Source organism: Nonomuraea dietziae, assembly GCF_014195505.1.
In the GTDB taxonomy this organism is placed as follows: Bacteria; Actinomycetota; Actinomycetes; order Streptosporangiales; family Streptosporangiaceae; genus Nonomuraea; species Nonomuraea roseola.
In genome coordinates this window covers 4,752,739-4,773,305 of the sequence record NZ_JACIBV010000001.1, presented here as the reverse complement: position 1 = coordinate 4,773,305, position 20,567 = coordinate 4,752,739, and the positions used below count along the sequence as shown (strand labels likewise).

20 protein-coding genes and 1 pseudogene are annotated in these 20,567 nt (G+C 70.9%); 10 read left to right on the top strand and 11 right to left on the bottom strand.

Annotated elements, in window-relative coordinates:
- The first annotated feature begins 189 nt into the window (after positions 1 to 189).
- Positions 190 to 1,329, top strand: coding sequence for an NAD(P)/FAD-dependent oxidoreductase (locus FHR33_RS22565; protein ID WP_183651127.1), 1,140 nt, complete (start codon positions 190 to 192; stop codon positions 1,327 to 1,329).
- 114 nt (positions 1,330 to 1,443) lie between these two features.
- On the opposite strand, the gene FHR33_RS22560 is transcribed toward FHR33_RS22565, so the two are convergent.
- The gene (locus FHR33_RS22560; RefSeq protein WP_183651125.1) at positions 1,444 to 1,893 is read right to left on the bottom strand and encodes an SRPBCC family protein; all 450 of its coding nucleotides are present in this window, start codon (positions 1,891 to 1,893) and stop codon (positions 1,444 to 1,446) included.
- A 198-nt stretch (positions 1,894 to 2,091) separates the two neighbouring features.
- Between FHR33_RS22560 and FHR33_RS22555 the strand changes: the two genes are divergently transcribed.
- Positions 2,092 to 3,078 (top strand): DUF1838 family protein, encoded by a 987-nt coding sequence (locus FHR33_RS22555; RefSeq protein ID WP_246452044.1) that lies wholly within the window; start codon positions 2,092 to 2,094, stop codon positions 3,076 to 3,078.
- A gap of 31 nt (positions 3,079 to 3,109) precedes the next feature.
- Here FHR33_RS22555 and FHR33_RS22550 read toward each other — a convergent pair whose 3' ends face one another.
- From FHR33_RS22550 to FHR33_RS22525, 6 genes are all read right to left on the bottom strand, one after another.
- Positions 3,110 to 4,906, bottom strand: coding sequence for an ABC transporter ATP-binding protein (locus tag FHR33_RS22550; RefSeq protein ID WP_183651123.1), 1,797 nt, complete (start codon positions 4,904 to 4,906; stop codon positions 3,110 to 3,112).
- Positions 4,903 to 5,400 carry a TlpA family protein disulfide reductase gene (locus tag FHR33_RS22545; protein ID WP_183651121.1) on the bottom strand — a complete coding sequence of 166 codons (498 nt, stop codon included), beginning with the start codon at positions 5,398 to 5,400 and terminating at the stop codon, positions 4,903 to 4,905. Before FHR33_RS22545 ends, FHR33_RS22550 begins: the two co-directional genes overlap by 4 nt.
- Before the next feature lie 14 nt (positions 5,401 to 5,414).
- A complete protein-coding gene (locus FHR33_RS22540; RefSeq protein WP_183651119.1) occupies positions 5,415 to 5,924 on the bottom strand; it encodes a MauE/DoxX family redox-associated membrane protein in 510 nt (169 codons plus the stop codon).
- A gap of 69 nt (positions 5,925 to 5,993) precedes the next feature.
- Entirely contained in the window at positions 5,994 to 6,188 is a 195-nt protein-coding gene (locus FHR33_RS22535) for a hypothetical protein (RefSeq protein WP_183651114.1), read from the bottom strand.
- 74 nt (positions 6,189 to 6,262) lie between these two features.
- On the bottom strand, positions 6,263 to 9,136 hold the full coding sequence (locus FHR33_RS22530; protein ID WP_183651111.1) for an AfsR/SARP family transcriptional regulator: 2,874 nt from the start codon (positions 9,134 to 9,136) through the stop codon (positions 6,263 to 6,265).
- Between the two features lie 11 nt (positions 9,137 to 9,147).
- Complete coding sequence (locus FHR33_RS22525; protein WP_183651108.1) at positions 9,148 to 9,585, bottom strand: S26 family signal peptidase; 438 nt, start codon at positions 9,583 to 9,585, stop codon at positions 9,148 to 9,150.
- A gap of 184 nt (positions 9,586 to 9,769) precedes the next feature.
- Between FHR33_RS22525 and FHR33_RS22520 the strand changes: the two genes are divergently transcribed.
- On the top strand, positions 9,770 to 10,549 hold the full coding sequence (locus FHR33_RS22520) for a DUF2127 domain-containing protein (RefSeq protein ID WP_183651105.1): 780 nt from the start codon (positions 9,770 to 9,772) through the stop codon (positions 10,547 to 10,549).
- A gap of 43 nt (positions 10,550 to 10,592) precedes the next feature.
- On the opposite strand, the pseudogene katG reads toward FHR33_RS22520, so the two are convergent.
- A pseudogene (gene katG, locus FHR33_RS22515) lies at positions 10,593 to 12,825 on the bottom strand (catalase/peroxidase HPI).
- Positions 12,826 to 12,857: 32 nt separating this feature from the next.
- On the bottom strand, positions 12,858 to 13,295 hold the full coding sequence (locus tag FHR33_RS22510) for a Fur family transcriptional regulator (protein WP_183651102.1): 438 nt from the start codon (positions 13,293 to 13,295) through the stop codon (positions 12,858 to 12,860).
- 96 nt (positions 13,296 to 13,391) lie between these two features.
- Between FHR33_RS22510 and FHR33_RS22505 the strand changes: the two genes are divergently transcribed.
- Together FHR33_RS22505 and FHR33_RS22500 are read left to right on the top strand one after the other, a co-directional pair.
- The gene (locus FHR33_RS22505; protein WP_183651099.1) at positions 13,392 to 14,006 is read left to right on the top strand and encodes a hypothetical protein; all 615 of its coding nucleotides are present in this window, start codon (positions 13,392 to 13,394) and stop codon (positions 14,004 to 14,006) included.
- The gene (locus FHR33_RS22500; protein ID WP_183651096.1) at positions 13,934 to 15,226 is read left to right on the top strand and encodes a WXG100 family type VII secretion target; all 1,293 of its coding nucleotides are present in this window, start codon (positions 13,934 to 13,936) and stop codon (positions 15,224 to 15,226) included. Before FHR33_RS22505 ends, FHR33_RS22500 begins: the two co-directional genes overlap by 73 nt.
- 16 nt (positions 15,227 to 15,242) lie before the next feature.
- Here the strand turns inward: FHR33_RS22500 and FHR33_RS22495 are convergent, their stop codons facing one another.
- Positions 15,243 to 15,842 (bottom strand): TetR/AcrR family transcriptional regulator, encoded by a 600-nt coding sequence (locus FHR33_RS22495; RefSeq protein ID WP_183651092.1) that lies wholly within the window; start codon positions 15,840 to 15,842, stop codon positions 15,243 to 15,245.
- Positions 15,843 to 16,066: 224 nt separating this feature from the next.
- Here FHR33_RS22495 and FHR33_RS22490 point away from each other — a divergent pair, with 224 nt between their 5' ends.
- On the top strand, positions 16,067 to 16,885 hold the full coding sequence (locus FHR33_RS22490) for a class I SAM-dependent methyltransferase (protein WP_281388411.1): 819 nt from the start codon (positions 16,067 to 16,069) through the stop codon (positions 16,883 to 16,885).
- 90 nt (positions 16,886 to 16,975) lie between these two features.
- Here FHR33_RS22490 and FHR33_RS22485 read toward each other — a convergent pair whose 3' ends face one another.
- Positions 16,976 to 17,557: a TetR/AcrR family transcriptional regulator gene (locus tag FHR33_RS22485; RefSeq protein ID WP_183651086.1), complete on the bottom strand. Its 582-nt coding sequence runs from the start codon at positions 17,555 to 17,557 to the stop codon at positions 16,976 to 16,978.
- 123 nt (positions 17,558 to 17,680) lie between these two features.
- Here FHR33_RS22485 and FHR33_RS22480 point away from each other — a divergent pair, with 123 nt between their 5' ends.
- The 4 genes from FHR33_RS22480 to FHR33_RS22465 all read left to right on the top strand — a co-directional run bounded on the left by FHR33_RS22480 (position 17,681) and on the right by FHR33_RS22465 (position 20,235).
- The gene (locus tag FHR33_RS22480) at positions 17,681 to 19,252 is read left to right on the top strand and encodes a carboxylesterase/lipase family protein (protein ID WP_183651083.1); all 1,572 of its coding nucleotides are present in this window, start codon (positions 17,681 to 17,683) and stop codon (positions 19,250 to 19,252) included.
- 137 nt (positions 19,253 to 19,389) lie between these two features.
- A complete protein-coding gene (locus tag FHR33_RS22475; RefSeq protein WP_183651081.1) occupies positions 19,390 to 19,563 on the top strand; it encodes a hypothetical protein in 174 nt (57 codons plus the stop codon).
- A gap of 135 nt (positions 19,564 to 19,698) precedes the next feature.
- A complete protein-coding gene (locus FHR33_RS22470; protein WP_183651078.1) occupies positions 19,699 to 19,920 on the top strand; it encodes a DUF6011 domain-containing protein in 222 nt (73 codons plus the stop codon).
- Positions 19,921 to 20,043: 123 nt separating this feature from the next.
- On the top strand, positions 20,044 to 20,235 hold the full coding sequence (locus FHR33_RS22465; RefSeq protein ID WP_183651075.1) for a hypothetical protein: 192 nt from the start codon (positions 20,044 to 20,046) through the stop codon (positions 20,233 to 20,235).
- Positions 20,236 to 20,567 lie beyond the last annotated feature (332 nt).

The window sequence follows — 20,567 nt, the reverse complement described above, 5'->3', positions numbered from 1 at the left end:
TCTCAGGGACGCGGAAGGGCTCCCCAGTAAGGAGATGCGCCTGATGACGATTTCTGATCGGGGATCACAGAGGCGACCTCTCGGCAGCGGAGCAGTCCACCGTCCCGTTGTGGCGACGGTGGGGAGGTCCTGTGCGGGTCGCGTGCAAACGGTCGCAAGGGTGCGTCCTCGCTCCTATCGTCGCAGGATATGCAGACAGTGGATGTACTGGTCGTGGGGGCGGGACTGGCCGGTCTGCGCACAGCCCACCTGCTCGCGCGACGGCACCTGAAAGTGATGGTGGTCGACCGCCGCAGGTCGCTGTCGGCGGGCATCCGCACCACCGGGATCTTCGTGCGTCGCACCTTGGACGACTTCGACCTGCCCGACCATCTGCTCGGGCCTGGTGTGCGGGACGTGCTGCTGTATCCGCCGTCGCGGCGGGCGCCGATCCGGCTCACCAGCGACAGGGACGAGTACCGCGTGGCCGACATGGCGGCCGTGTACGAGCACGCACGCCACGCGGCGGAGTCGGCCGGGGCGCAGGTCCTCCTGGGCGTACGGTACGTCGACGCGTCGATGGGCTGTGTACGGTTCGCGGGTGCGGAACCGGTGAAGGCCCGGTTCATCGTCGGCGCGGACGGCGCCCGCTCCAGGGTGGCCCGCGATCTCGGTCTCGATGTCAACCGGCGCTTCCTCGTCGGTGCCGAGCTCGTCCATCCCATCGCGTCGGGCACGACCACCCCGGCGTTCCACTGCGTGCTGGACCCCCGGGTCGCTCCTGGGTACCTCGGGTGGGTCATCGACGACGGCCGGCATGCGCATGTCGGCGTCGCGGGCTACCCGGACGCGATGCGCGCCGGCATCCGTCACCTGCTGGACGCTTTCGCCGCGGACGCGCCAGGCCGCGCGGCGCCGGCAGGTCCGGTCGAACGTCGAGGCGGTCCTATCCCGGTCGGCGGTGTGCTGCGACGGTTGGCCTGCCCCGCAGGGCTGCTCGTCGGAGACGCGGCGGGCGCGGTGTCGCCGCTGACGGCCGGTGGGCTGGACCCCTGCTTCCGCATGTCGGAATGGGCCGCGGCGGTCGCCGCCGGCTACCTGCGGACCGGCGACCCGCGCATGTTGAGCCGGTACGACGGGAACGCGTTGCGGAGCCGGTTCCGAGGCCGGCTGGTGCTGCGCCGCGTGTTCGCCGGCATCCGATCACCCGCCTTGGCAGAGGCGGCGGTGACCATGCTGCGCGGCCGTGCCGGTCGGGCCCTGGCGGCGCGGGTCCTGTTCGGCGACGGCTCGTTTCCTTCTGTCCATCCACAGCTCGCGGACCCGGCGATCGACCATCTACGCCAGTGACCTCGCTCACCGACGTGATCCCGGCACAGAGCGAACCGGGACGACGGAGGACGACCGGCTGTTCACCGTCCGGCACCGCACCGGCGGCCATCGAGATCTTCGCGCGGACGTTCTTCAGGCACCGGCCAGGTGAGACAGCCGTTCGGCCAGGATACGGGCGCGGGCGAGCTGGACCTTGCGCGCCTGGCCTGCGGCGAACCCGGCCAGGAGCCACGGTGCCGTCAGGTCGAGCCTGTCGCTCACCCGTGTGCCGGTGCCGTCATGCTCGAGGTCGAAGCGGTAGGCCATGCGGATGCGTCCGGGGCTTCGCACCTCGCCGTGGACGGACAGACCGTCGGTGTGGAGGGCCACGGTGATCGGGTTGTCGTGCGTGAAGATCCGGAGGAATCGGAAGCGCTCGACGGCCGTGTACCGGATCACACCGGGCTCCGAGCGGTCCACCTCTCTGACGGCGACCACGAGAGGAGACAGGCCGATGTAACTCTCCGGAGCGGTGAGGTGCTCGAACACCTTCTCCGGGGCGACGTCCACGTGAAACACGTGGGTCAGCACCCTGTTCGACACCCCGGCCTCCCGTCTCCGCGCGTTCTGTCGCGGAATTGTCGCAAGGTTCCTTGTCACCGGGAAGCGCAGAGTGATCACGAAAGCAAAGGGCTCGGATGACTGTGTCGTTGACGCCAGGTTTGGTTGAGGGTGGGTCCCGTGAGCTGAAATGATCACATTTGTCCCTGTCGCCCCTCTGTATCTATCGCAGGAGCACCCTTGTTCAAGCGTCGTGCTTTCACCTTGTCCGCAGCCCTCACCGCCCTGTTGGTCTGCGTCGCCGTTCCCGGTGCGGCGGCGGGCGAGGAGCTGGATGATCCGACAGCCCCTGGACCGGTCTACCGCACGGTGACGGACAAGAGCGGGCTGCTGTCGTTGCAGACCAACGGGCGTCCTGACGGGCGGGACATGGTCTTCAGGATCTCGGGAGCCGTCTACGCCAACATCGAGGGCAACGCTCACGACCCGCAGCTGCGCCATGGCCAGAAGCTGTTCAACATCGAGGGCTACAACATCCGGCGGCTGTACCGGGTACCCGGCACCACGCAGCTCTACCAGCTCTCCCGCGAGATCGTCTTCTACACCGACCCCGCCGACCCCACGAAGATCGTGCGGGAGTGGACGAACCCGATCGACCTCCGGACCTATCCCGTCGTGCCCATCAACAACGACACGGTGAACTTCGGCCCGTTCAACGTCACCCCCTCCTACGCGGGCCCGCCCCTGCGGCAGATGCACGACGAGACCGTGTGGACCAGCGACATCCCGGTTCGCACCAACTTCGGGCTCACGCTGGGCGAGTCGTTCGGCCTGGTGAACGGCGTCTACGCGGCCCAGGAGATGTTCGACTTCTACGTCGACGACCGCGAGGTCGCGGCCCGCACGGTCGCGGGCACCGTCCCCAGGGGCGCGATGAAGACCAAGATCAGCTGGTCCAGGACGAGCCCGTGGGCGCCGTTCATGTGCCTGCCGGAGACCGGCGTCCGCGGGCAGCTCACCTACCACGCCCGCAGCTGGTCGCTGCCGTCCTACCTCGACATCGAGCCGTGGCTGCGCGCGGAGGTCGACGCCGCCCACCCGCTCTACAAGGCCGCTCCCACCGAGCCGGGCCCGAGCGAGAACTCCTGGACCTCCTTCTACAACAAGCAGCTGGGCAAGGGCGCCACCACGTGGGCCGACTGGTGCGCGGCCAACGGCAGGGCATGACGACCCGCTCCCCGGAGGGACGCGGGGACTGCTAGGCCTCGACGCGGTAGCCGCTGGCCTGGGTTTCGAACAGATGGGCGTAGCCGCCGCGCGCGGCGATGAGGTCGTCGTGGGTGCCCTGCTCGACGATCCTCCCCTCGCCGAGCACCACGATGAGGTCGGCGTCCCTGACCGCGCCGAGCCGGTGCGAGACGAGCAGGCTGGTGCGTCCCGACCGGTGCTCGCGCAGCCGCCGGTGCACCTCGTACTCGGCCTCCGCGTCGAGCCCCGAGCTGGGTTCGTCGAGGATGAGCAGGTCGCGTCGCTCGCGCACCAGCGCGCGGGCCAGGGCCAGCCGCTGCCACTGACCGCCGGAGAGCACCACTCCGGCGTCGTCCTCCGGTCCGAAGAAGATCCGGCTCAGCATCGTGTCGTACCCCTGGGGCAGCGCCCGCACGATCTGGTCGGCTCCGGACATCTCGGCGGCGGCCTGGATCCTGGCCCGGTCGGACATCGCCTCGAGTTCGCCGACGCCGATGTTCTCCGCCGCGGTGAGGTCGTAGCTCATGTAGTCCTGGAAGAGCACGCCCATCCTGGCGCGCAGCTCGGCCGGCGGGACGTCGCGGATGTCCACGCCGTCCCAGAGGATCGCCCCGCGGGACGGATCGTAGAAGCGGCACAGCAGTTTGATCAGCGTGCTCTTGCCGGCTCCGTTGAGCCCCACGAGCGCGACCGACGCGCCGTGGGGGATCGTCAGGTCGACGCCGCTCAGCACCCAGGGGTGGCTCTCGTCGTACCGGAACCACACGTCCCGCAGTTCGATGCCGCGCCGGAGAGCCGGCAGCAGGGCCGGCCTGCGCGGTGGTGAGAGGTCGTCGGAGAGCGACATCACCCGCTCGTGGTGGTCGAACAGGAGCAGCGCGTGGCTCGCGTTGGCCGCGTTCTCCACGGTCGCGATCAGGGCGGCCTGGGTGCCCGCCACGGCGGCGGCGAAGGCCGTGACGTCGCCCAGGGTCAGCCGCCCTGCCAGGGCGGCGTACACCGCCCAGACCAACCCCGCGCCGCTGACCACGGCGGACAGGCCGGCCAGCGCCGACTGAGTGAGCGCCTCCCGCCGGTCCAGCCGCCGCTCGGCCGCCTGCATCGTGCCGAGCTCGCCGATGACCCTGCGCCTGAGGAAGTCGCCGAGCCCGAAGAGCCGTACCTCCTTGGCGGCCTCCACGTCGGTGATCAGCGAGGAGTAGAAGATCTGCCGCCTGGCCGCCGTCGACTGCCCGGCGATCATCCTGGTCCGCCGCTTCTCCAGGGACATCCTGGCGGCGAGGGTGGGCAGCGCCGCGACGGCCACCAGCCCGGCCATCAGAGGGCTCAGTACGGCCAGCGCGCCGAGGAGCCCGGCCAGGGTGATGACGTTGCGGCAGAGGTCGAACAGGCCCGAGGTGATCGGGCCCATCGCGCCGCCCGTGGCCTGCGTGGCCATCCGCAGCTCGTCGAGGAAGGCCGGGTCCTCGAACCTGGACAGCCCCTGGAACCCGTTCACCCTCGTGTAGAGGCGGTCCTGCAGCAGCAGGTCGAGCCTGCGGTCAGACTCCGCCCGCAGATATCCCGTGACGTGGGGCAGCACCCCCGCGGCCAGCCCGAGGGCGACGAGTCCGACGACCGGCCCCAGCACCCGGTCCACGAGACCCGCCGCCAGCCCGTCGATGAGCAGCTTCGTCACCCACACGGTGCCCGTGGGCAGCAGCCCGGCCACGACGGTGACCACCAGTTGGGACACCGCCAGCACAGGCCCGGCCCGCCAGCACAGCAGCCCCAGGGTGGCGGCCCGTCGCAGGCGGTCGGAGGTCATCTGGCCGTCGCCACGACGGGCAGTTCGGACAGTTCCGTGTGCGCGGCGGCGACCGTGCCCTCCTGGTCGGCCAAGAGGAAGGTGGGGAACGCCTCCACGCCGAGGTCGTGCGTGAGACGCGCGGCCTCCTCGCCCGTGATCACGCGCGACACGCCGCCGACCATGGCGACGAGGTCGTCGACCTTCGCGCCGTCGCCGGTGACGACCGCGAGGGCGGGCTGCTTCCCTGCCGCCTCGGCGAACTGCGGTGCGCGCTCGTGACACGTGCTGCAGCCGACGTCGAAGAAGCCCACCAGCCGCGCACCCGCCGCGGCCTCGGGCAGCGCGCGACCGACCAGCACGGCGGGGTCGTACGGCATGAACATCGAGCGTTCGTTGAGGCGCGCGAGCTCAGCGGTGTGCTCGCGCAGCCGGCGCAGCACCCCGAGACCGAGCACCAGGTTGAACAGGCACAGGAGGCCGACGAACACGACAGCGGCAACCAGGAAGGGCATCAGGCAACCTCACTTCAGACGGTGAACAGCTCCATCAGGTCGTCGAGGCGCACCACGAGCAGGGCGCCCACGCCGGCCGCGACGAGTGCGAGGGCGACACCGGCCGGATGTGGCGTGGACGCGCCGGCGGTGATCCAGGCGACGAGCCCGACGCCGCCGAGGGTGGCGAGGACGAGGTTGCGCACCACGTGCACCCGGCCGAGCGGTGTGACGGAAGCGCCGAAGCACCGGCACGGCGCCTGCCGCCCTCGGCGCAGGGCAGCCAGGATGCCGCCGGTCAGGACGGCGAGCGTCCCCACAGCGGCCACGAACCCCAGCGGTACGGTCCACGGCAGCGCCAGCAGCAGGACCGCCGCGGCCTCGGCGGCCAGCAGCGCGTGCGCGGCCGCCACGGACACGCGCCGGGGGAGGACCTCGAGAACCACGATGGAGGACACGAACTCGTCGAACGCCGCGCGGCCACGGACCTTCCCCGCGAACGCGATCGCGAAGACGGCGGCCAGCAGGAATCGACACGCGATCATGAGATACAGCACAGTCTTCACCTCGCGCCGGGTCTGGCGGCGGGCACCGCCGCCAGACCTCGTGCCTACCTAGCCACCGCAGATTCTGAACGCGTAGCAAGACCCACAGCGGGTCACGCCACCGGCGGTGGTGCAGATCTTTCGGAAGTCGGAGCGCTCCCTGCAGTAGCAGTGGACGTACCACTCGGCGGCCGCCTTCGCGGACGCCTTGGGCACCAGCTTGTCGAGAATCCGGTCGCCGAGCCTGCCAAGAACAGCAGTCATGGATTCGCTCCTTTCGTTGCGATGCGGTCAGCCGAAACCTATGCGGGGGGCATACAGCGCCTCATACAGCCGCGCTACAGCCGGGTGGTGAGCAGCCTTTCCAGCACCGGATCGCGCCGCGTCGCGAGATCGGCGAAGAGCTGCTCGGCCTTGCCGGCGTCCGCCGCGGCGCGCGGATCGCCGAGGGCCGCCCTTGCCCTGGCGAGCTGGCGGATGCCGGCGGCGTGGCCGTACGCGTCGCCGATCTTGGCGGTCAGCTCCAGGACGCGGGCCAGGTCGGCCGCGGCGGCGGCCGGATCACCCTGCCGCAGACGGATCTCGGACCTGCTCAGCAGAACCTCCCACTGATCCTCCCTGTTGCCGGTCTCCTCGCAGCGGGCCAGCGCCTCCTCCAGCACCACCAGCGCCTTCTCCCGCTGGTCGAGCAGGCAGTGGGCGCGGCCGAGCGCGGCCAGCGTGATGCTCTCGCCGTACAGGTCGCGATCGGCCCGCCGAATGGACAGGCACCGTTCGAAGCGGTCCACCGCGTCGGTGTACCGGCCCAGCCGGAGCAGGACTTCTCCCAGGTTGTGCGCGACCAGCCCGACGCGGTTCGACCCGTGCGCCTCGAGCAGCAGCAGGCCCGCGCTGATGTGGTCGAGGGCCGCGTCGAGATCTCCCGACTGCATGCACAGCCAGCCGAGGTTGTGCAGCGCCAGCCCTTCCTCCCCGCGATCGCCCACGTCACGCCAGAGATCGAGCGCCCGGCGCAGGAGGTCGTGCGCCGCCTCGGCCTGGCCGGACTTCCACTCCACCAGCCCCAGCGTCGCCAGCGTGGACGCCTCCACGGTGCGGTCGCCGTCGCGCCGCGCGACCTCGATGGCGAGCCGCGCGATGGTCTCGAGCTCCCGCCAGTAGCCGTTCTTCATCGCGATGGCCTTGATCAGGGCCATCAGCTCGATGGCGAAGCCGCCCTGTCTCCCTTTCGCCGCCTGTACGGCCGCCGCCACCAGGCACGGCAGCTCCGTTTCCAGCCACCGCACCGCCGTCGGGAGATCGCGCAGGTCCACACCGGTCGCGCGGGCGCCCCCGCTGACGGGCACCAGGTGCGGCTGCAACAGAGCCTGCAGCCGGCGGCAGTGGTCCAGGTACCAGTCCAGGGCCCGCCCGACCGCCCGCGCGCGCTCCTCCGGCGCATGATGGGTGACGGCCCGCTCGGCGGCGAAGAGGCGCAACAGGTCGTGCATGCGGAACCGGCCGTCGCCGACCGGCTCGAGCAGCCGTGCCTCGGTCAGCTCGTCGAGCGCGGCCTCCGCCGTCGTCGGGTCGAGGTCGGCCAGCTCGGCGGCGAGCTCGACGCCGACCTCTGGCACCTCCAGCACGCCGAACGCGCGGAAGGCGGCCTTCGCGGTGCTCGTCAGCGTTCCGTACCCGACCTCGAAGCAGGTGCGCACCCGCAGGTCGGCCGCCTGGAGCTCGTCCAGCCTCCGCTGCTGGTCGCCCAGCCGCAGGCCGAACCTGGCGAGTGACCAGTCGGGCCTGCCCGCCAGCCGAGCCCCGGCGATGCGCAGCGCCAGCGGATGGTAGCCGCACCAGCGCGCGATCTCCGCGGCCGCCTCCACCTCGGCGCTCACCCGCTCCTGGCTGGCCAGCAACGCCAGCAGGCGCACCGAATCCGCCTCGTCGAGCATGCCGACGGCGATGGGCACGGCGTCCACGGTGGTCAGCGCGGCACGGCTGGTGACCAGCGCCGCGCAGCCGCCTCCCGCCGGCAGCAACGGCCCCACCTGGGCGGCGCCGACGGCGTTGTCGAGGACGACCAGGACACGCCGGTCGGCCAGCAACGACTGGTAGTGGGTGGCCGCCTCCGCCGGTGCCGCAGGGACCTCGCCGGGCGGCACGCCCAGCGCGCGCAGGAACCGGCCGAGTACCTCGGCCGGTCGCAACGGCGGCAGGCCGGGCGTGGACCCCTGGAGATCGACGTAGAGCTGACCGTCGGGATAGCGGTCGGCCACGCCGTGTGCCGCCTTCAGGGCGAGCGCCGACTTGCCCGCACCGCCGGGGCCGTGCAGCGCGACCACGGAGGGGCCTGGCCCGCCGTACAGGACGGTGTGCAGGCCGGCCAGCTCGGCGGACCGGCCCACGAACACCATGGGAGCCCGCGGAAGCAGACGCGGACGCGGACGCCCGTCATCGACAGGCACGGCGGGGACGTCACGGTCGGGGGTCAGCAGAGCGGTGTCCCTGCGCAGGATCGCCTGCTGCAGCCGGCGCAGGTCAGGTCCTGGGTCGATGCCCAGTTCGTCGGCCAGGATCCGGCGGGCGGCCCCGAACGCGTCCAGCGCGCCGACCACGTCGCCACTGCGGTACAGGGCCACCATGAGCTGGGCGTGCAGCCGCTCGCGCAGCGGGTACTGCCCGATCACCTCGCGCAGCCGCGTGGCCGCCGTCGCGTTCTTGCCGAGAGCGAGCTGGACGTCCGCGTGCTCCTCCACCACGCCCAGATAGTGCTCGGTGAGGCGGGCGACCACCTCGCGCAGGGTGGGGCCGAGCGGCACGTCCTCCGCCGCGGTCCCGTCCCACAGCGCCAGGGCCCGGGTGAAGGCCTCCTCGGCGGCGCCCAGATCCCGCCTGGCCAGCGCCTGGCGGCCGCGCGCGGACAGCGCCTCGAACTCGAAGAGGTCGAACTCCTCAGGCCCGACCCTCAGCAGGTAGCCGACGTCCGAGGTGACCAGCCACTCCTCGTCCGGCAGCAGCTTGCGCAGCTGCATGAGGTAGGTGCGCAGGTTCGCCACAGCGGAGCGGGGTGGCCGCTCGTCCCACACCTCCGACACCAACGACCTGATCGGGACGACGTGGCCGGCCCGGGCCAGCAGCATGGCCAGGACGGTCCGTTGCTTGGGCGCCGTGACCTTGACCGGCGACCCGTTGACCTGGATCCGCATCGGGCCGAGAAGTCGGAAACGCACGATGTACCGGCTTACAGCCGTGGTCCGCCCAACCGGCGCAGGGCGACGCCGAGCAGGCGGTCGGCATCGAAGAACCCGCGCTGCCGGGAGTCGACGCTGTCGGTGTTGTCACCCAGGACGACCAGTGCGCCGGGGGGCACCAGGGTCACGCTGTCGTCGATGCCGGGCGGCACCGGGTCTCCGGGTAACGCGACGGCGCGCTTGATGTTCCACTGCCGGCCGTCCTGTCCGGGCGGTCCGATCTCCGCGGGAGTGAGCGGCGGCTCGAGCACGACCACATCGCCTGTGCTGACCTGGTCGATGCGGCGTCTGCGCACCAGGACCCGATCGCCGTCGGACAGCGTCGGGGCCATGCTGGTCCCCTCGACCGTGACCACCACGTAGCGCCTTCGCGCCCACAGCGCGCCCGCCATCGCCGCCAGTACGAACCCACCGAAGATCAGCTTCATGGCGCTCTTCCCCGTCGATCCCCTGGAGGGGGGAGTCCTCCGCGAAACGATCTCCGTTGGGACGCGACCCTGTCAAGGCACCGCTCTCCGGGGGGACCGGGCGCAGACTTGGGCGGATCCTCGCCCGCACAAGGGCTTCATGCGGGAAGGAAGAGAGTGTCCTCTGCCAAGGAGTCCTGCCGCCGTGGACTGGAGCCTTCGCGCCTGTAGCAGGCGCGGTCACGTCACGTACGCCCCCGACGAGCCTCACCTGCGGCGACGGCTGCGCGCCGACACCGCGCTCGGTGAGGCGTGGCGCTGTCTGCGCTGCGGTGACTTCACCCTCGGCCCGCCGTACGGCGAGGGCCCGGCCGACGAGGCGCCGCTCGTCCTGCGCGGCAGGGCCCTGCGCGACGCCGCCGTCCTCAGGCTTCTCGCGCTCGAACGGTGCGCCAGAGGGCTGCTGCTGTTCCTTGCCGCCTACGGCGTCTGGCGTTTCAAGGGTGGCAGGGAGGCCGTCGACAGAGCCTTCGAGGAGTACCTCCCCCTGCTCGCGCCGCTGGCCGACAGGCTCGGCTGGCGCCTGGCCGACTCCAAGCTCGTCCACACCCTGCACCAGCTGCTGGCGACCGGCACGGGGACGCTGACCTGGCTGGCGATCGGCCTCACCGCGTACGGCCTGCTCCAGGTCACCGAGGGCATCGGGCTGTGGCTGCTCAGGAGGTGGGGCGAGTACTTCGCCGTGATCGCGACGTCGGTGTTCATCCCGCTGGAGATCTACGAGCTGAGCCACAGGGTCACCTGGGTGCGCGTCTCCCTCCTGGCGCTGAACCTCGCGGCGGTCGCCTACATCGTGTACGGCAAGCGCCTGTTCGGCGTGCGCGGCGGCCACGCGGCCTACCAGGCCGAACGGCACGAGGCCAGCCTTCTCGAGGTCCGGGCGGCCGGAGCCGGCTCAGGCGGGAGCGCAGGGCCTCCGGACTGAGGACGTCCAGGCCGGCCGGAGCGGGCCGGCCTGGACGTCATGATCAGACGAGGTCGAACCGGTCGAGGTTCATGACCTTGTCCCACGCCGCCACGAAGTCGTGCACGAACTTCTCCTTCGCGTCGTCGCTCGCGTAGACCTCCGCGAGCGCACGCAGCTCGGAGTTCGACCCGAAGACGAGGTCGGCACGGGTGCCGGTCCACTTGATCGCGCCCGTGGCGCTGTCGCGACCCTCGAAGGTGTTCGCGTCCTCGGACGTCGCCTTCCACGTCGTGCCCAGGTCGAGCAGGTTGACGAAGAAGTCGTTGGTCAGAGAACCGGGGGTCGTGGTGAGGACGCCGAGCGACGACTGCTGGTGGTTCGCGCCCAGGACGCGAAGGCCACCGACGAGGACCGTCATCTCGGGGGCGCTCAGGGTCAGCAGGTTCGCCCGGTCGAGCAGCAGGTACTCGGCCGGCAGCCGGTGGCCCTTGCCGAGGTAGTTGCGGAACCCGTCGGCGGTCGGCTCGAGCGCGGCGAACGACTCGACGTCGGTCTGCTCCTGCGACGCGTCCACGCGGCCAGGCGTGAAGGGGACCTCGACCTCGAAGCCGGCGTCCTTGGCGGCCCGCTCGACCGCCGCACCGCCGGCGAGCACGATCAGGTCGGCGAGCGAGACCTGCTTGCCGCCGGTCTGGGCGGCGTTGAAGGACTGCTGGATGCCCTCCAGGGTGCGCAGCACCGTCGCCAGCTGGTCGGGGTCGTTGACCTCCCACCCGCTCTGCGGCTCGAGGCGGATGCGCGCCCCGTTGGCGCCACCGCGCTTGTCGCTGCCGCGGAAGGACGAGGCAGACGCCCACGCGGTGGACACGAGCTGGGACACCGACAGGCCCGAGGCGAGAACCTGGCCCTTGAGCGCGGCGACGTCGGCGGCGTCGATGAGCTCGTGCGTCACGGCGGGCAGGGGGTCCTGCCACAGCAGCGTCTCCGCCGGGACCTCAGGGCCGAGGTAGCGCACGACCGGGCCCATGTCGCGATGGGTCAGCTTGAACCACGCCTTGGCGAAGGCGTCCGCGAGCTCGTCGGGGTTCTCGAGCCAGCGCCGGGTGATCTGCTCGTAGATCGGGTCGACGCGGAGCGCGAGGTCGGTGGTCAGCATCGTGGGAGCGTGGCTCTTCGACGGGTCGTGGGCGTCGGGCACGGTGCCCGCCCCCGCGCCGTCCTTCGGTCGCCATTGGTGCGCGCCCGCGGGGCTCTTGAACAGCTCCCACTCGTAGCCGTAGAGGATCTCGAGGAAGCTGTTGTCCCAGGTGATCGGGGTGTTCGTCCAGATACCCTCGAGACCGCTGGTGATCGTGTCGCCGCCCTTGCCGGTGCCGAAGGAGTTCCTCCAGCCGAGGCCCATCTCCTCGATCGAGGCGGCCTCGGGGTCGGCGCCGACGTGGTCGGCCGGGCCGGCGCCGTGGGTCTTGCCGAAGGTGTGTCCGCCCACGATCAGGGCGGCCGTCTCCTCGTCGTTCATCGCCATCCGGCGGAAGGTCTCACGGATGTCGCGGGCCGCGGCGAGCGGGTCCGGGTTGCCGTTCGGGCCCTCGGGGTTGACGTAGATGAGGCCCATCTGGACCGCGGCGAGAGGGGTCTCGAGCTCCCTGTCGCCGGTGTAGCGCTCGTCGCCGAGCCAGGTGGACTCGGGGCCCCAGTAGACGTCCTCGTCAGGCTCCCAGACGTCCGCGCGACCGCCGCCGAAGCCGAAGGTCTTGAAGCCCATCGACTCCAGGGCGACGTTGCCGGTGAGGATCATGAGGTCGGCCCACGAGATCTTCTGGCCGTACTTCTTCTTGACCGGCCACAGCAGGCGGCGCGCCTTGTCGAGGTTGCCGTTGTCCGGCCAGCTGTTGAGGGGGGCGAAGCGCTGCTGGCCGGCCCCCGCGCCGCCGCGGGCCGTCGCTGATCCGGTAGGTGCCCGCGCTGTGCCAGGCCATCCGGATCATGAACGGGCCGTAGTGGCCGAAGTCGGCGGGCCACCAGTCCTGCGAGGTGGTCAGCACCTCCAGGATGTCCTGCTTGACGGCCGCGAGGTCGAGGGTCTTGAACGCCTCGGCGTAGTCGAACTCCTCGCCGAGGGGGTTGGCCACGGCCGGGTTCTTGGCCAGGATCCTCAGGTTGAGCCGATCCGGCCACCACCGGTGGTTTCCGCCACCCTGAGTCGGGTGGGGGGCGCGCTCGTGCGCGACCGGGCAGCCACCTCCGCCCTCCGTCTTCGGGTCTGTGACGATCGCGTCGTGATTCTCTGACATGGGAATCCTTCCGGACTGGCAGATCAGGGTGCTCAGGAACTGCGGGTGTTGGAACAGCCGGGGCACAGGCCCCAGTAGATGACCTCGGCCTCGTCGATCGAGAAGCCGTGGTCGTCGGAGGCGGTCAGGCAGGGCGCGTGGCCGACCGCGCAGTCGACGTCAGCGACGGCGCCGCACGACCGGCACACGAGGTGGTGATGGTTGTCCCCGACGCGCCCCTCGTACAGGGCGGGGCTGCCGGGTGGCTCGAGGCGGCGTACGAGCCCCGCGGCGTCGAGCGCGTGGAGGGCCTCGTACACGGCTTGCAGAGAGATATGACCTACGCGATCACGCACCCCGGAGGCGATCGCCTCGACGCCGAGATGGTCACCGTCCCGGACGGTCTCGAGCAGCGCGACGCGGGCGGCCGTCACCCGCAGGCCGGCACCGCGCAGCTCCTCGGCGATGGTCGGAGTCCCGGAAGCGGTCATGTCGCCAAACCTACCGTCATAAACACGAACGATACAAGAGAGCGAATTATCCAAGTTTAGTGCCGCCCCCTTCAGGGGCGTACCATACGGAATGGTATGGTCACCGTTCCGGATGATCGGAGATCTTTGAGGAGGGCGAGCATGGCGCCGGCACCGCTACCACTCGAATACGACTGGCCAGGACTGGACGCGGAACGAGACGGCGTCGTCTACGACGAACGAGCGATCGCGAGATCGGCTCAGGCGCTGAGAGACGTGCTCGGCCGCCTGACCGGCGAAGGCGAGGGCGGCGAGGAGAGCGGCCTGACCGCAGGCCAGGGCTCCATCGACGATCTGACCCGCTACACCACGCTCGCGCAGCTCAAGTCGCAGCTGCAGAGCATCGACAGGTGGGAGGGCGGTCTCACCTTCGCCCAGATGCTGGAGACCAGCCACCAGGAGTTCGTCACGGTCTACCGGGAGGTCCAGAAGGCGCTGGACGCCGCCATCGCGCTCGTCGACGCCGGGGGCCGGCAACTACAAGGCCGTGAGCGGCACGAAGCTGGGCGGTGTGTAGGGCCATGGCCGAGAGCATCAAGAAGACCCATTGGCTCAAGCCCTCACGCGGTGAATGGACGGTCGACCACGACGATCGGAGCGTGGAGGAGGTCAAGGGCCTCATCACGGGCATCAGGGTCAAGGAGATCGAGGATGCCGGAGCTGCCTACATAGACGCGTATGCGGTCGTCGACGACGTCCAGTGGGCGCTGGGTCAGGAGGCCCAGGCGCTCGCCAAGGTCTGGGAGGGGAAAGCCTCCGTAGCGGCGCAGAAGGCCCTGAGAACCCTGTACCTGGCGCTCGGCGAACTCGCCAGGAAGCTGCTCGAGATGGGCCACCCGCTCGTGACCCTGGCCGACGTGGTGCGCCAGCACCAGGCGTACCTCGACGGCGACCTTCGGGGCGCGATGAAGGACGATCAGCGCCTCAACCCCTGGACCGAAGAAGACTGGCTCGGCGCCTACGTCATCTTCGACGGAGTCCTGCAGTCAGGCAAGGACAGCCTGGCCCCGGCCTTTGGCACGTCCAGGGACGAGATGGCGGGACGGCATCTCGAGACGTTCAGCAAGGACCTCGAGGCGATCTACGACCGCCTTCCCGACAGGGTGGAGAAGGAACTGCCCGCCCTGGCCCATCCGGTGGAGCCGCTCGCGGAGCGCAAGATGCTCGACGTGCCCTTCGGGAGGCCGCCGTTCCCCGGCATCTCGAGCACCTCCGCCTCCGAAGCGGGCCCTGCCCCCACCGGCCTCTCGGGTGGCAGAGCTGCCGGTGAGGGTCCGGCCTTGCCCGGCCTCCCGCATGACGAACGCCCCCACCTTCCTGGTCATCCGGACGGCCGGAGCGGTCCGGATCCCGGTCGAGAGCCCGGCCTCCCCTCGCCCGGCGCCGACCCAGGCATGCCGTCCCCCGACGCCGGCCCTGGCGCCAAGAAGCCGGACGGTGACGCCCCTTCGCCCAGCCACTCCACCCGCGGCCCGATCGATCCGGCGAACGGTCCGGACGGTCCTACACGTGCCTTCGGCCGGCCCGCCGCCCCGCCTACCGAGCTCGCGGACTTCCAGCGTCCCGTCGACTCGCACGGCACCCCGCTCCACTCGACCCCGGCGAGCCCGCTCTCGACCCCGGTGAGCCCGCTCTCGACCCCGGCGGGCCCGAACCACTCCCCGGCCACCACCTTCGGCGTCCCCGGCGCCGGCACGGACCTCGGATCAGTCCCGGTCAACGGCCGGGCCGCCGCCTCGCACGGCATGGGCTCGCCCTTCATGCCGATGAGCGGGACGGGCGGTGCGGGCGGTCAGGAGGAGCAGGATCGCGAAACCGGCACCTGGCTGCACGAGGACGACGACATCTGGAGCGGCGACGTGGGCGGTGTGGTCGACAGCAGGATCGGCTGACCCGGGCGCGGGCCGTTCATCGCGGCGGTTCCCGCAGGACGCCGGCGATGACCATGGTCACGACCTTGTGGACGGCCTCGGCCTCCGGTCGGGTGACCTCGCGGTCGGCGAAGAGCAGGTGCCCGGCCCCGATCAGGGTGGGAGCGAGCGTGTCGACGTCGGCGTCGGCGGCGATGCGGCCCAGGTCGCGCTCGACGGCGAGATAGGAGGCGATCATGGCCGTGGCTTCGGTGAGTACCGGGACGCCGGTCGGGGTGGCCTGGCGAAGCCGGGCGCGCAGGTCGTCCCTGAAGGTGATGAGGCCGACGATCGCCACGGCGACCGACCCGAACAGCTCCATCAGCGCGCCGGTGAGGTTGCCGGCGACGGTGCCGGTGCCGGCCGACGCGCGCAGCGAGGTGGCCTGGCTGCCGATCCAGCTGATGCGGTCCTGGACGAGTTCGGCGAGGAAGGCGTCGAAGTCGGCGAAGTGCCGGTGCAGGACGCCCTTGGCGCAGCCCGCCTCCGTGGTGACCGCCCGGCTGGTCAGCGCGCTCGGCCCGTCCCTGAGCAGGATGCGCTCGGCGGCGTCGAAGAGCTGGGCGCGCGCGTCGTGGATGGCCACCCCTGTAGGCACCGTGCATCGCTCCTTCGCTCGCGGGGCCCGCCCGGTTGACGAGTGGGCGAGCGCCCATTCATAGTGGGCGCATGCCCACTATACCGCCGGAGCGAGCGCGTCTCGCCGAGAACGAGCGTCATCCGGAGCGAGCGCGCGAGAACGAGCCTCGTCCGGAGCGAGCGCGTGTTGCCGAGAACGAGCGTCATCCGGAGCGAGCGCGTGTCACCGAGAACGAGCGTCATCTGGAGCCGGCGCGTCCTGCCGAGAACGAGCCGCATCGATACCGACAGGCGGCGGAGTCGTTCGGGTCGGACGCCGAACGCTACGACCGTGCCAGGCCCCGCTACCCCGAAGCCATGGTGGACCGGATCATGGCCGCCAGCCCGGGACCCGACGTCCTCGACGTCGGCATCGGCACCGGGATAGAGGCCCGGCAGTTCCAGGCCGCCGGCTGCAAAGTGCTCGGGGTCGAACCCGACGCGCGGATGGCCGACTTCGCGCGGCGCGGCGGGGTCGAGGTCGAGGTGGCGACGTTCGAGGACTGGGACCCGGCCGGCCGCCACTTCGACGCGGTCATCGCCGGGCAGGCCTGGCACTGGGTCGACCCGGTCGTGGGAGCGGCGAAGGCGGCGCGGGTGCTGCGGCCAGGCGGACGGCTGGCGGCGTTCTGGAACGTGGGCCAGCCCCCGCCCGAAGCGACGGAGGCCTTCGCCGCGGTCTACGACCGGGTGGTGCCCGACTCGCTGGCCGCGCGGGGCTACCGGAAGGCGATGTCCGCCCTGGATGGCTACGCGATGCTGTTCGGCAGGGCGGCCGACGGGATGGAGCAGGCGGGCGCGTTCGGCGACCCGGAGCAGTGGCGATTCGACTGGGAGCAGGACTACACCACGGACGAGTGGCTGGACCAGCTGCCTACTCAGGGCGGCCTCAGCCAGGTCCCACCGGCGAAGCTGGCGGAGGTGCTGGCGGGCATCGGGGCCGCTGTCGACGCCATGGGCGGCGGCTTCACGATGCACTACACAGCCGTCGTGGTCACCGCGACGCAAGCCGGCCCCGCCTGAACCAGCCCGTCTGAGCCGGCCCGTCTGAATCGGCGCCGCCTGAACCGGGAGCGACGATTCCGGTCGTTGCAGGCAGGAGAGCGGCCGGATCTAGGGGTGGTCGTCCACGATCCTGGCCAGGGCGCGCAGTCCTTCGAGCATCTCGGCCGTGGTCGGCGGGTGGTCCGGATCGCCCAGGAACTGGATCATCATTCCTGACATCAACGCCATCTGGACCATGCCGACCGTGCGGGCGGAGCGTTCCGAGACGGCCTCCTCCGGCACGCTCTCCAGGATCGCGGCCATGCCGCGCCGCCCCTCGGTGAGGCCGTCGGCCAGCCGGGTACGCAGCTGGGGCTGCCGCTGGGCCTGCATGAACAGTTCGAGTGTGGCCAGCCAGAGATCGGGATGCGCGCCGAACTGTTGGAAGAGCCCGTCCCACATGTGCTCGAGGGCGCGCGCGGCGGAGTCGTCGGGCTTGGGGGCCAGCGCGCGGCCCATGCTGTCGCCCCACTCGTCGAGCAGGGCGAACAGCGCCTGAGTGAGCAGCGCCTCCCTGGATCCGTAGTGGTAGCCGATGGCGGCCATGCTGACCCCCGCCGCGGTGGCGATGTCACGCACGCTGGTGCGGTCATATCCCTGCTCGCGCAGGCATCGCTTGGCTCCGGCCAGCAGGTCTTCACGATTGCCCATGGCAGGACCCTACCAAAGAATTGGATCGAACGCCTTAGGCGTACGCATTGAACGATCGACTTGCGCGATCGCCTAAATTTTCCCTATGGTTCTGCCCATTAGGTGATCGATAGGAGAAACGCGATGAAGACCGCCTTCTTGGGCATGGCCGTGGGGCTTGCGCTGACCGGAACGCCCGCATCTCCGGCCGCCGTCACTCCGGCCGCCGTCACCCCTGCCACCGGAACCCCGGCCGCAGGGGCCGACTCGGTGGTCCTCACCTCGCACGGCGCGGTGCGCGGCACGGTCGGTGCTCGGGTGCGGTCCTTCCAGGGGATTCCCTACGCCGAGGCCGAGCGGTGGGCCGCGCCGCGGCCGGCCGCCGCGTGGACGGGAGTGCGCGAGGCCACCGCCCCCGGCAAGCCGTGCGCCCAGCCCGAGCGACCCCCCATCGGCGTGGCCAGTCAGGCCGAGGACTGCCTGGTCCTCAACGTGACCACCCCGGCCTCCAGGTCCGGCGAACTGCCGGTGATCGTGTGGATCCACGGCGGCAGCCTGATGTACGGCACCGGCGACATGTACGGGCCCGATCGGCTCGCCGCCGCCGGCGCCGTTGTGGTGTCGATGAACTACCGGCTCGGGGTGATGAGCTTCCTGACCCATCCCTCGCTGCCCGAATCGGGCAGCCTGGCCGTACAGGACCAGCAGGCGGCGCTGCGCTGGGTACGCGCCAACATCGCGGCCTTCGGCGGCGATGCGCGCAACGTGACGATCATGGGTGAGTCCGGCGGCGGCTTCGCCGTCTGCGGCCACCTGGCGTCCCCCAAGTCAGCGGGGCTGTTCGACCGGGCGATCATCCAGAGCGCCCCCTGTGCCACCGGCGGCTCGCGCACCCGTGCCGAGGCCGAGGCCGACAGCGCCCGGACGATCGAGAAGGCAGGCTGCGCGGACGCCGTCGACGTGGCCGCCTGCCTGCGCAAGGTCCCGGTGTCCACGCTGCTGGCCGCCTACGCCGGCAAGGAGCCGAGCCCGATCAGCGGCACGACGCTGCTGCCCCTGCCGCCCGGCGAGGCGCTGCGCACCGGACGGTTCAACCGGGTCCCCGTCCTGATCGGCGTCAACCACGACGAGGAGAACGGCATGGTCATCGGCCAGGAGCTGTTCACCGGCAAGCCCCTGTCCGCGGCCGAGTACGCGCCCGCCGTGCGGCGGCAGTTCGGCTCCGACGCCGACGCGGTGCTCAGGCGCTACCCGCTCGACCGCGGCCCGGCCGGTCTGTCGCCCGGCCAGGCCCTGGCCCGCGTCAAGACGGACGCCGTCTGGTCGGTGCCGACACTGAACACCGCCCGCGCCCTGTCGAGGTGGACGCCCACCCGCATGTACGAGTTCGCCGAGCGCGACACCCCCTGGTTCGCCGGCTACCCCGTCCCCAGCTTCCCCGCCCACGCCCAGCACATGGCCGAGCTGCCCTACCTGTTCGACCTGGCCATGTTCGGCACGCCGTCCAGGAAGCAGGCCGCGCTCGGTGAGCGCATGATCGCGGCATGGGTGCGCTTCGCGGCCACCGGCGACCCCCACGGCGCGGGCGAGACCGCCTGGCCCCGCCTGCGCGACACCGGCCACGCCGGCTGGCACGTGCACTCCCTGACCTCGGGCGCCTGGAAGCGCGCACGCTTCACCGCCGACCACGACTACCGTTTCTGGAACGCCCTCTGACGCCTGCCGGGCAGGACGTCCGAGTCGTGTGAGGTCCATTCGCTCGTGCCAGGAGTTTCCATGGTCCTACGGCAGAGGCCCCGGGCCTCGCGCGCCCGCCTCTGGATGACGGTCCTCGACAGAGCGCCGCTGCCACCTTGATCGGGCTCGCGATCGCCATCGGCTACGGCGATATGACCGAGCTCGAGCTCTACAGGGACGACCTGAGGATCCTCAGCAACGTCGCGTTCGTGGCCGCACTTCTCCTCAAGGGGCTGCACACCGCGGTGGTGCGGCGCAGCGGCAGGACGGGAAGCGAACCGGGTTCGTAGGAGCCGTCGCCCGATCTCGCCCCGGGTCCCCGACGGTACGCGCTCCCATGCGCAGGGGCGGGTGTGGGTACATACGTGATGGTGCGCTGTTCATCGCGACGGGGCTTGAGGAGGGGTGGGATGAAGGATGTGGCGGTGACCCTCTTCGATCTGAGTGAGCCTTTCGTGCGCGAACACGTGGTGCGGTGTGAAGCGTGCAAGCACACCCTTCGTACCCCCGAGTCGCGGGCCGCGGGGATCGGGCCCGAGTGCGCGGCCAGGTTGGGGCTGGCGCCTCGGAAGCCGCTGAGGATCACCGGAGTGCCGCGAGGCTGGAACTGCGAAGGGCAGATCGACCTGCTGGAGGAGGAAGGGTGACGCGGCGGCGGGTCGCGTTCGAGCCGGTGGCGTGAGGAGCCCGCCCGCGCGCCATGGCTTCCTTGAGCGAGAAGACGCGAAGACTGCTCGCGTAGCGTCCTGACGTGGGACAGTAGACGTACTGTGATCTCATCCCCCTCGCTACCACTCGACCTGGTCGCCCTTCCGAACGGCGACGTCCTCGTGCTGCCTGCGGTGTGGCCGGTACGGCTCACGCCGGAGCAGAGGCGGCAGTTCGGCGAGCTCCTCCTCGACTCGGACACCCGAGGGCTGAGCGTGCAGATCGCGGAGAGGTCCTCCGACACGCAGGAATAGGGCGGCGCCCTCGCTCCCTAGGAACGCGGGATCGACCGAGGACCCCGGTACCCACCTCCGCTGAGGCCAGGCATCGGCCTGACGACAAGGCGAGGCCATGTCCTCGCCGGCTGCTGGTATGCCCCAGGAAAGCCTCGCCCCCGAACCGCTGGCCGACCTGTGGGGCCGGCCGGCCAGCGTGTCTTGCGAGCGTCATGCGAGAACCGCTGGCCGACCTGCGGGCCGTCCGGCCAGTGTGTCTTGCGGGCGTCATGCGAGAACCGCTGGGCGACCTGTGGGCCGGCCGGCCAGTGTGTCTTGCGGAGGCCATGGGGACAGTCGATGAAGCGGTG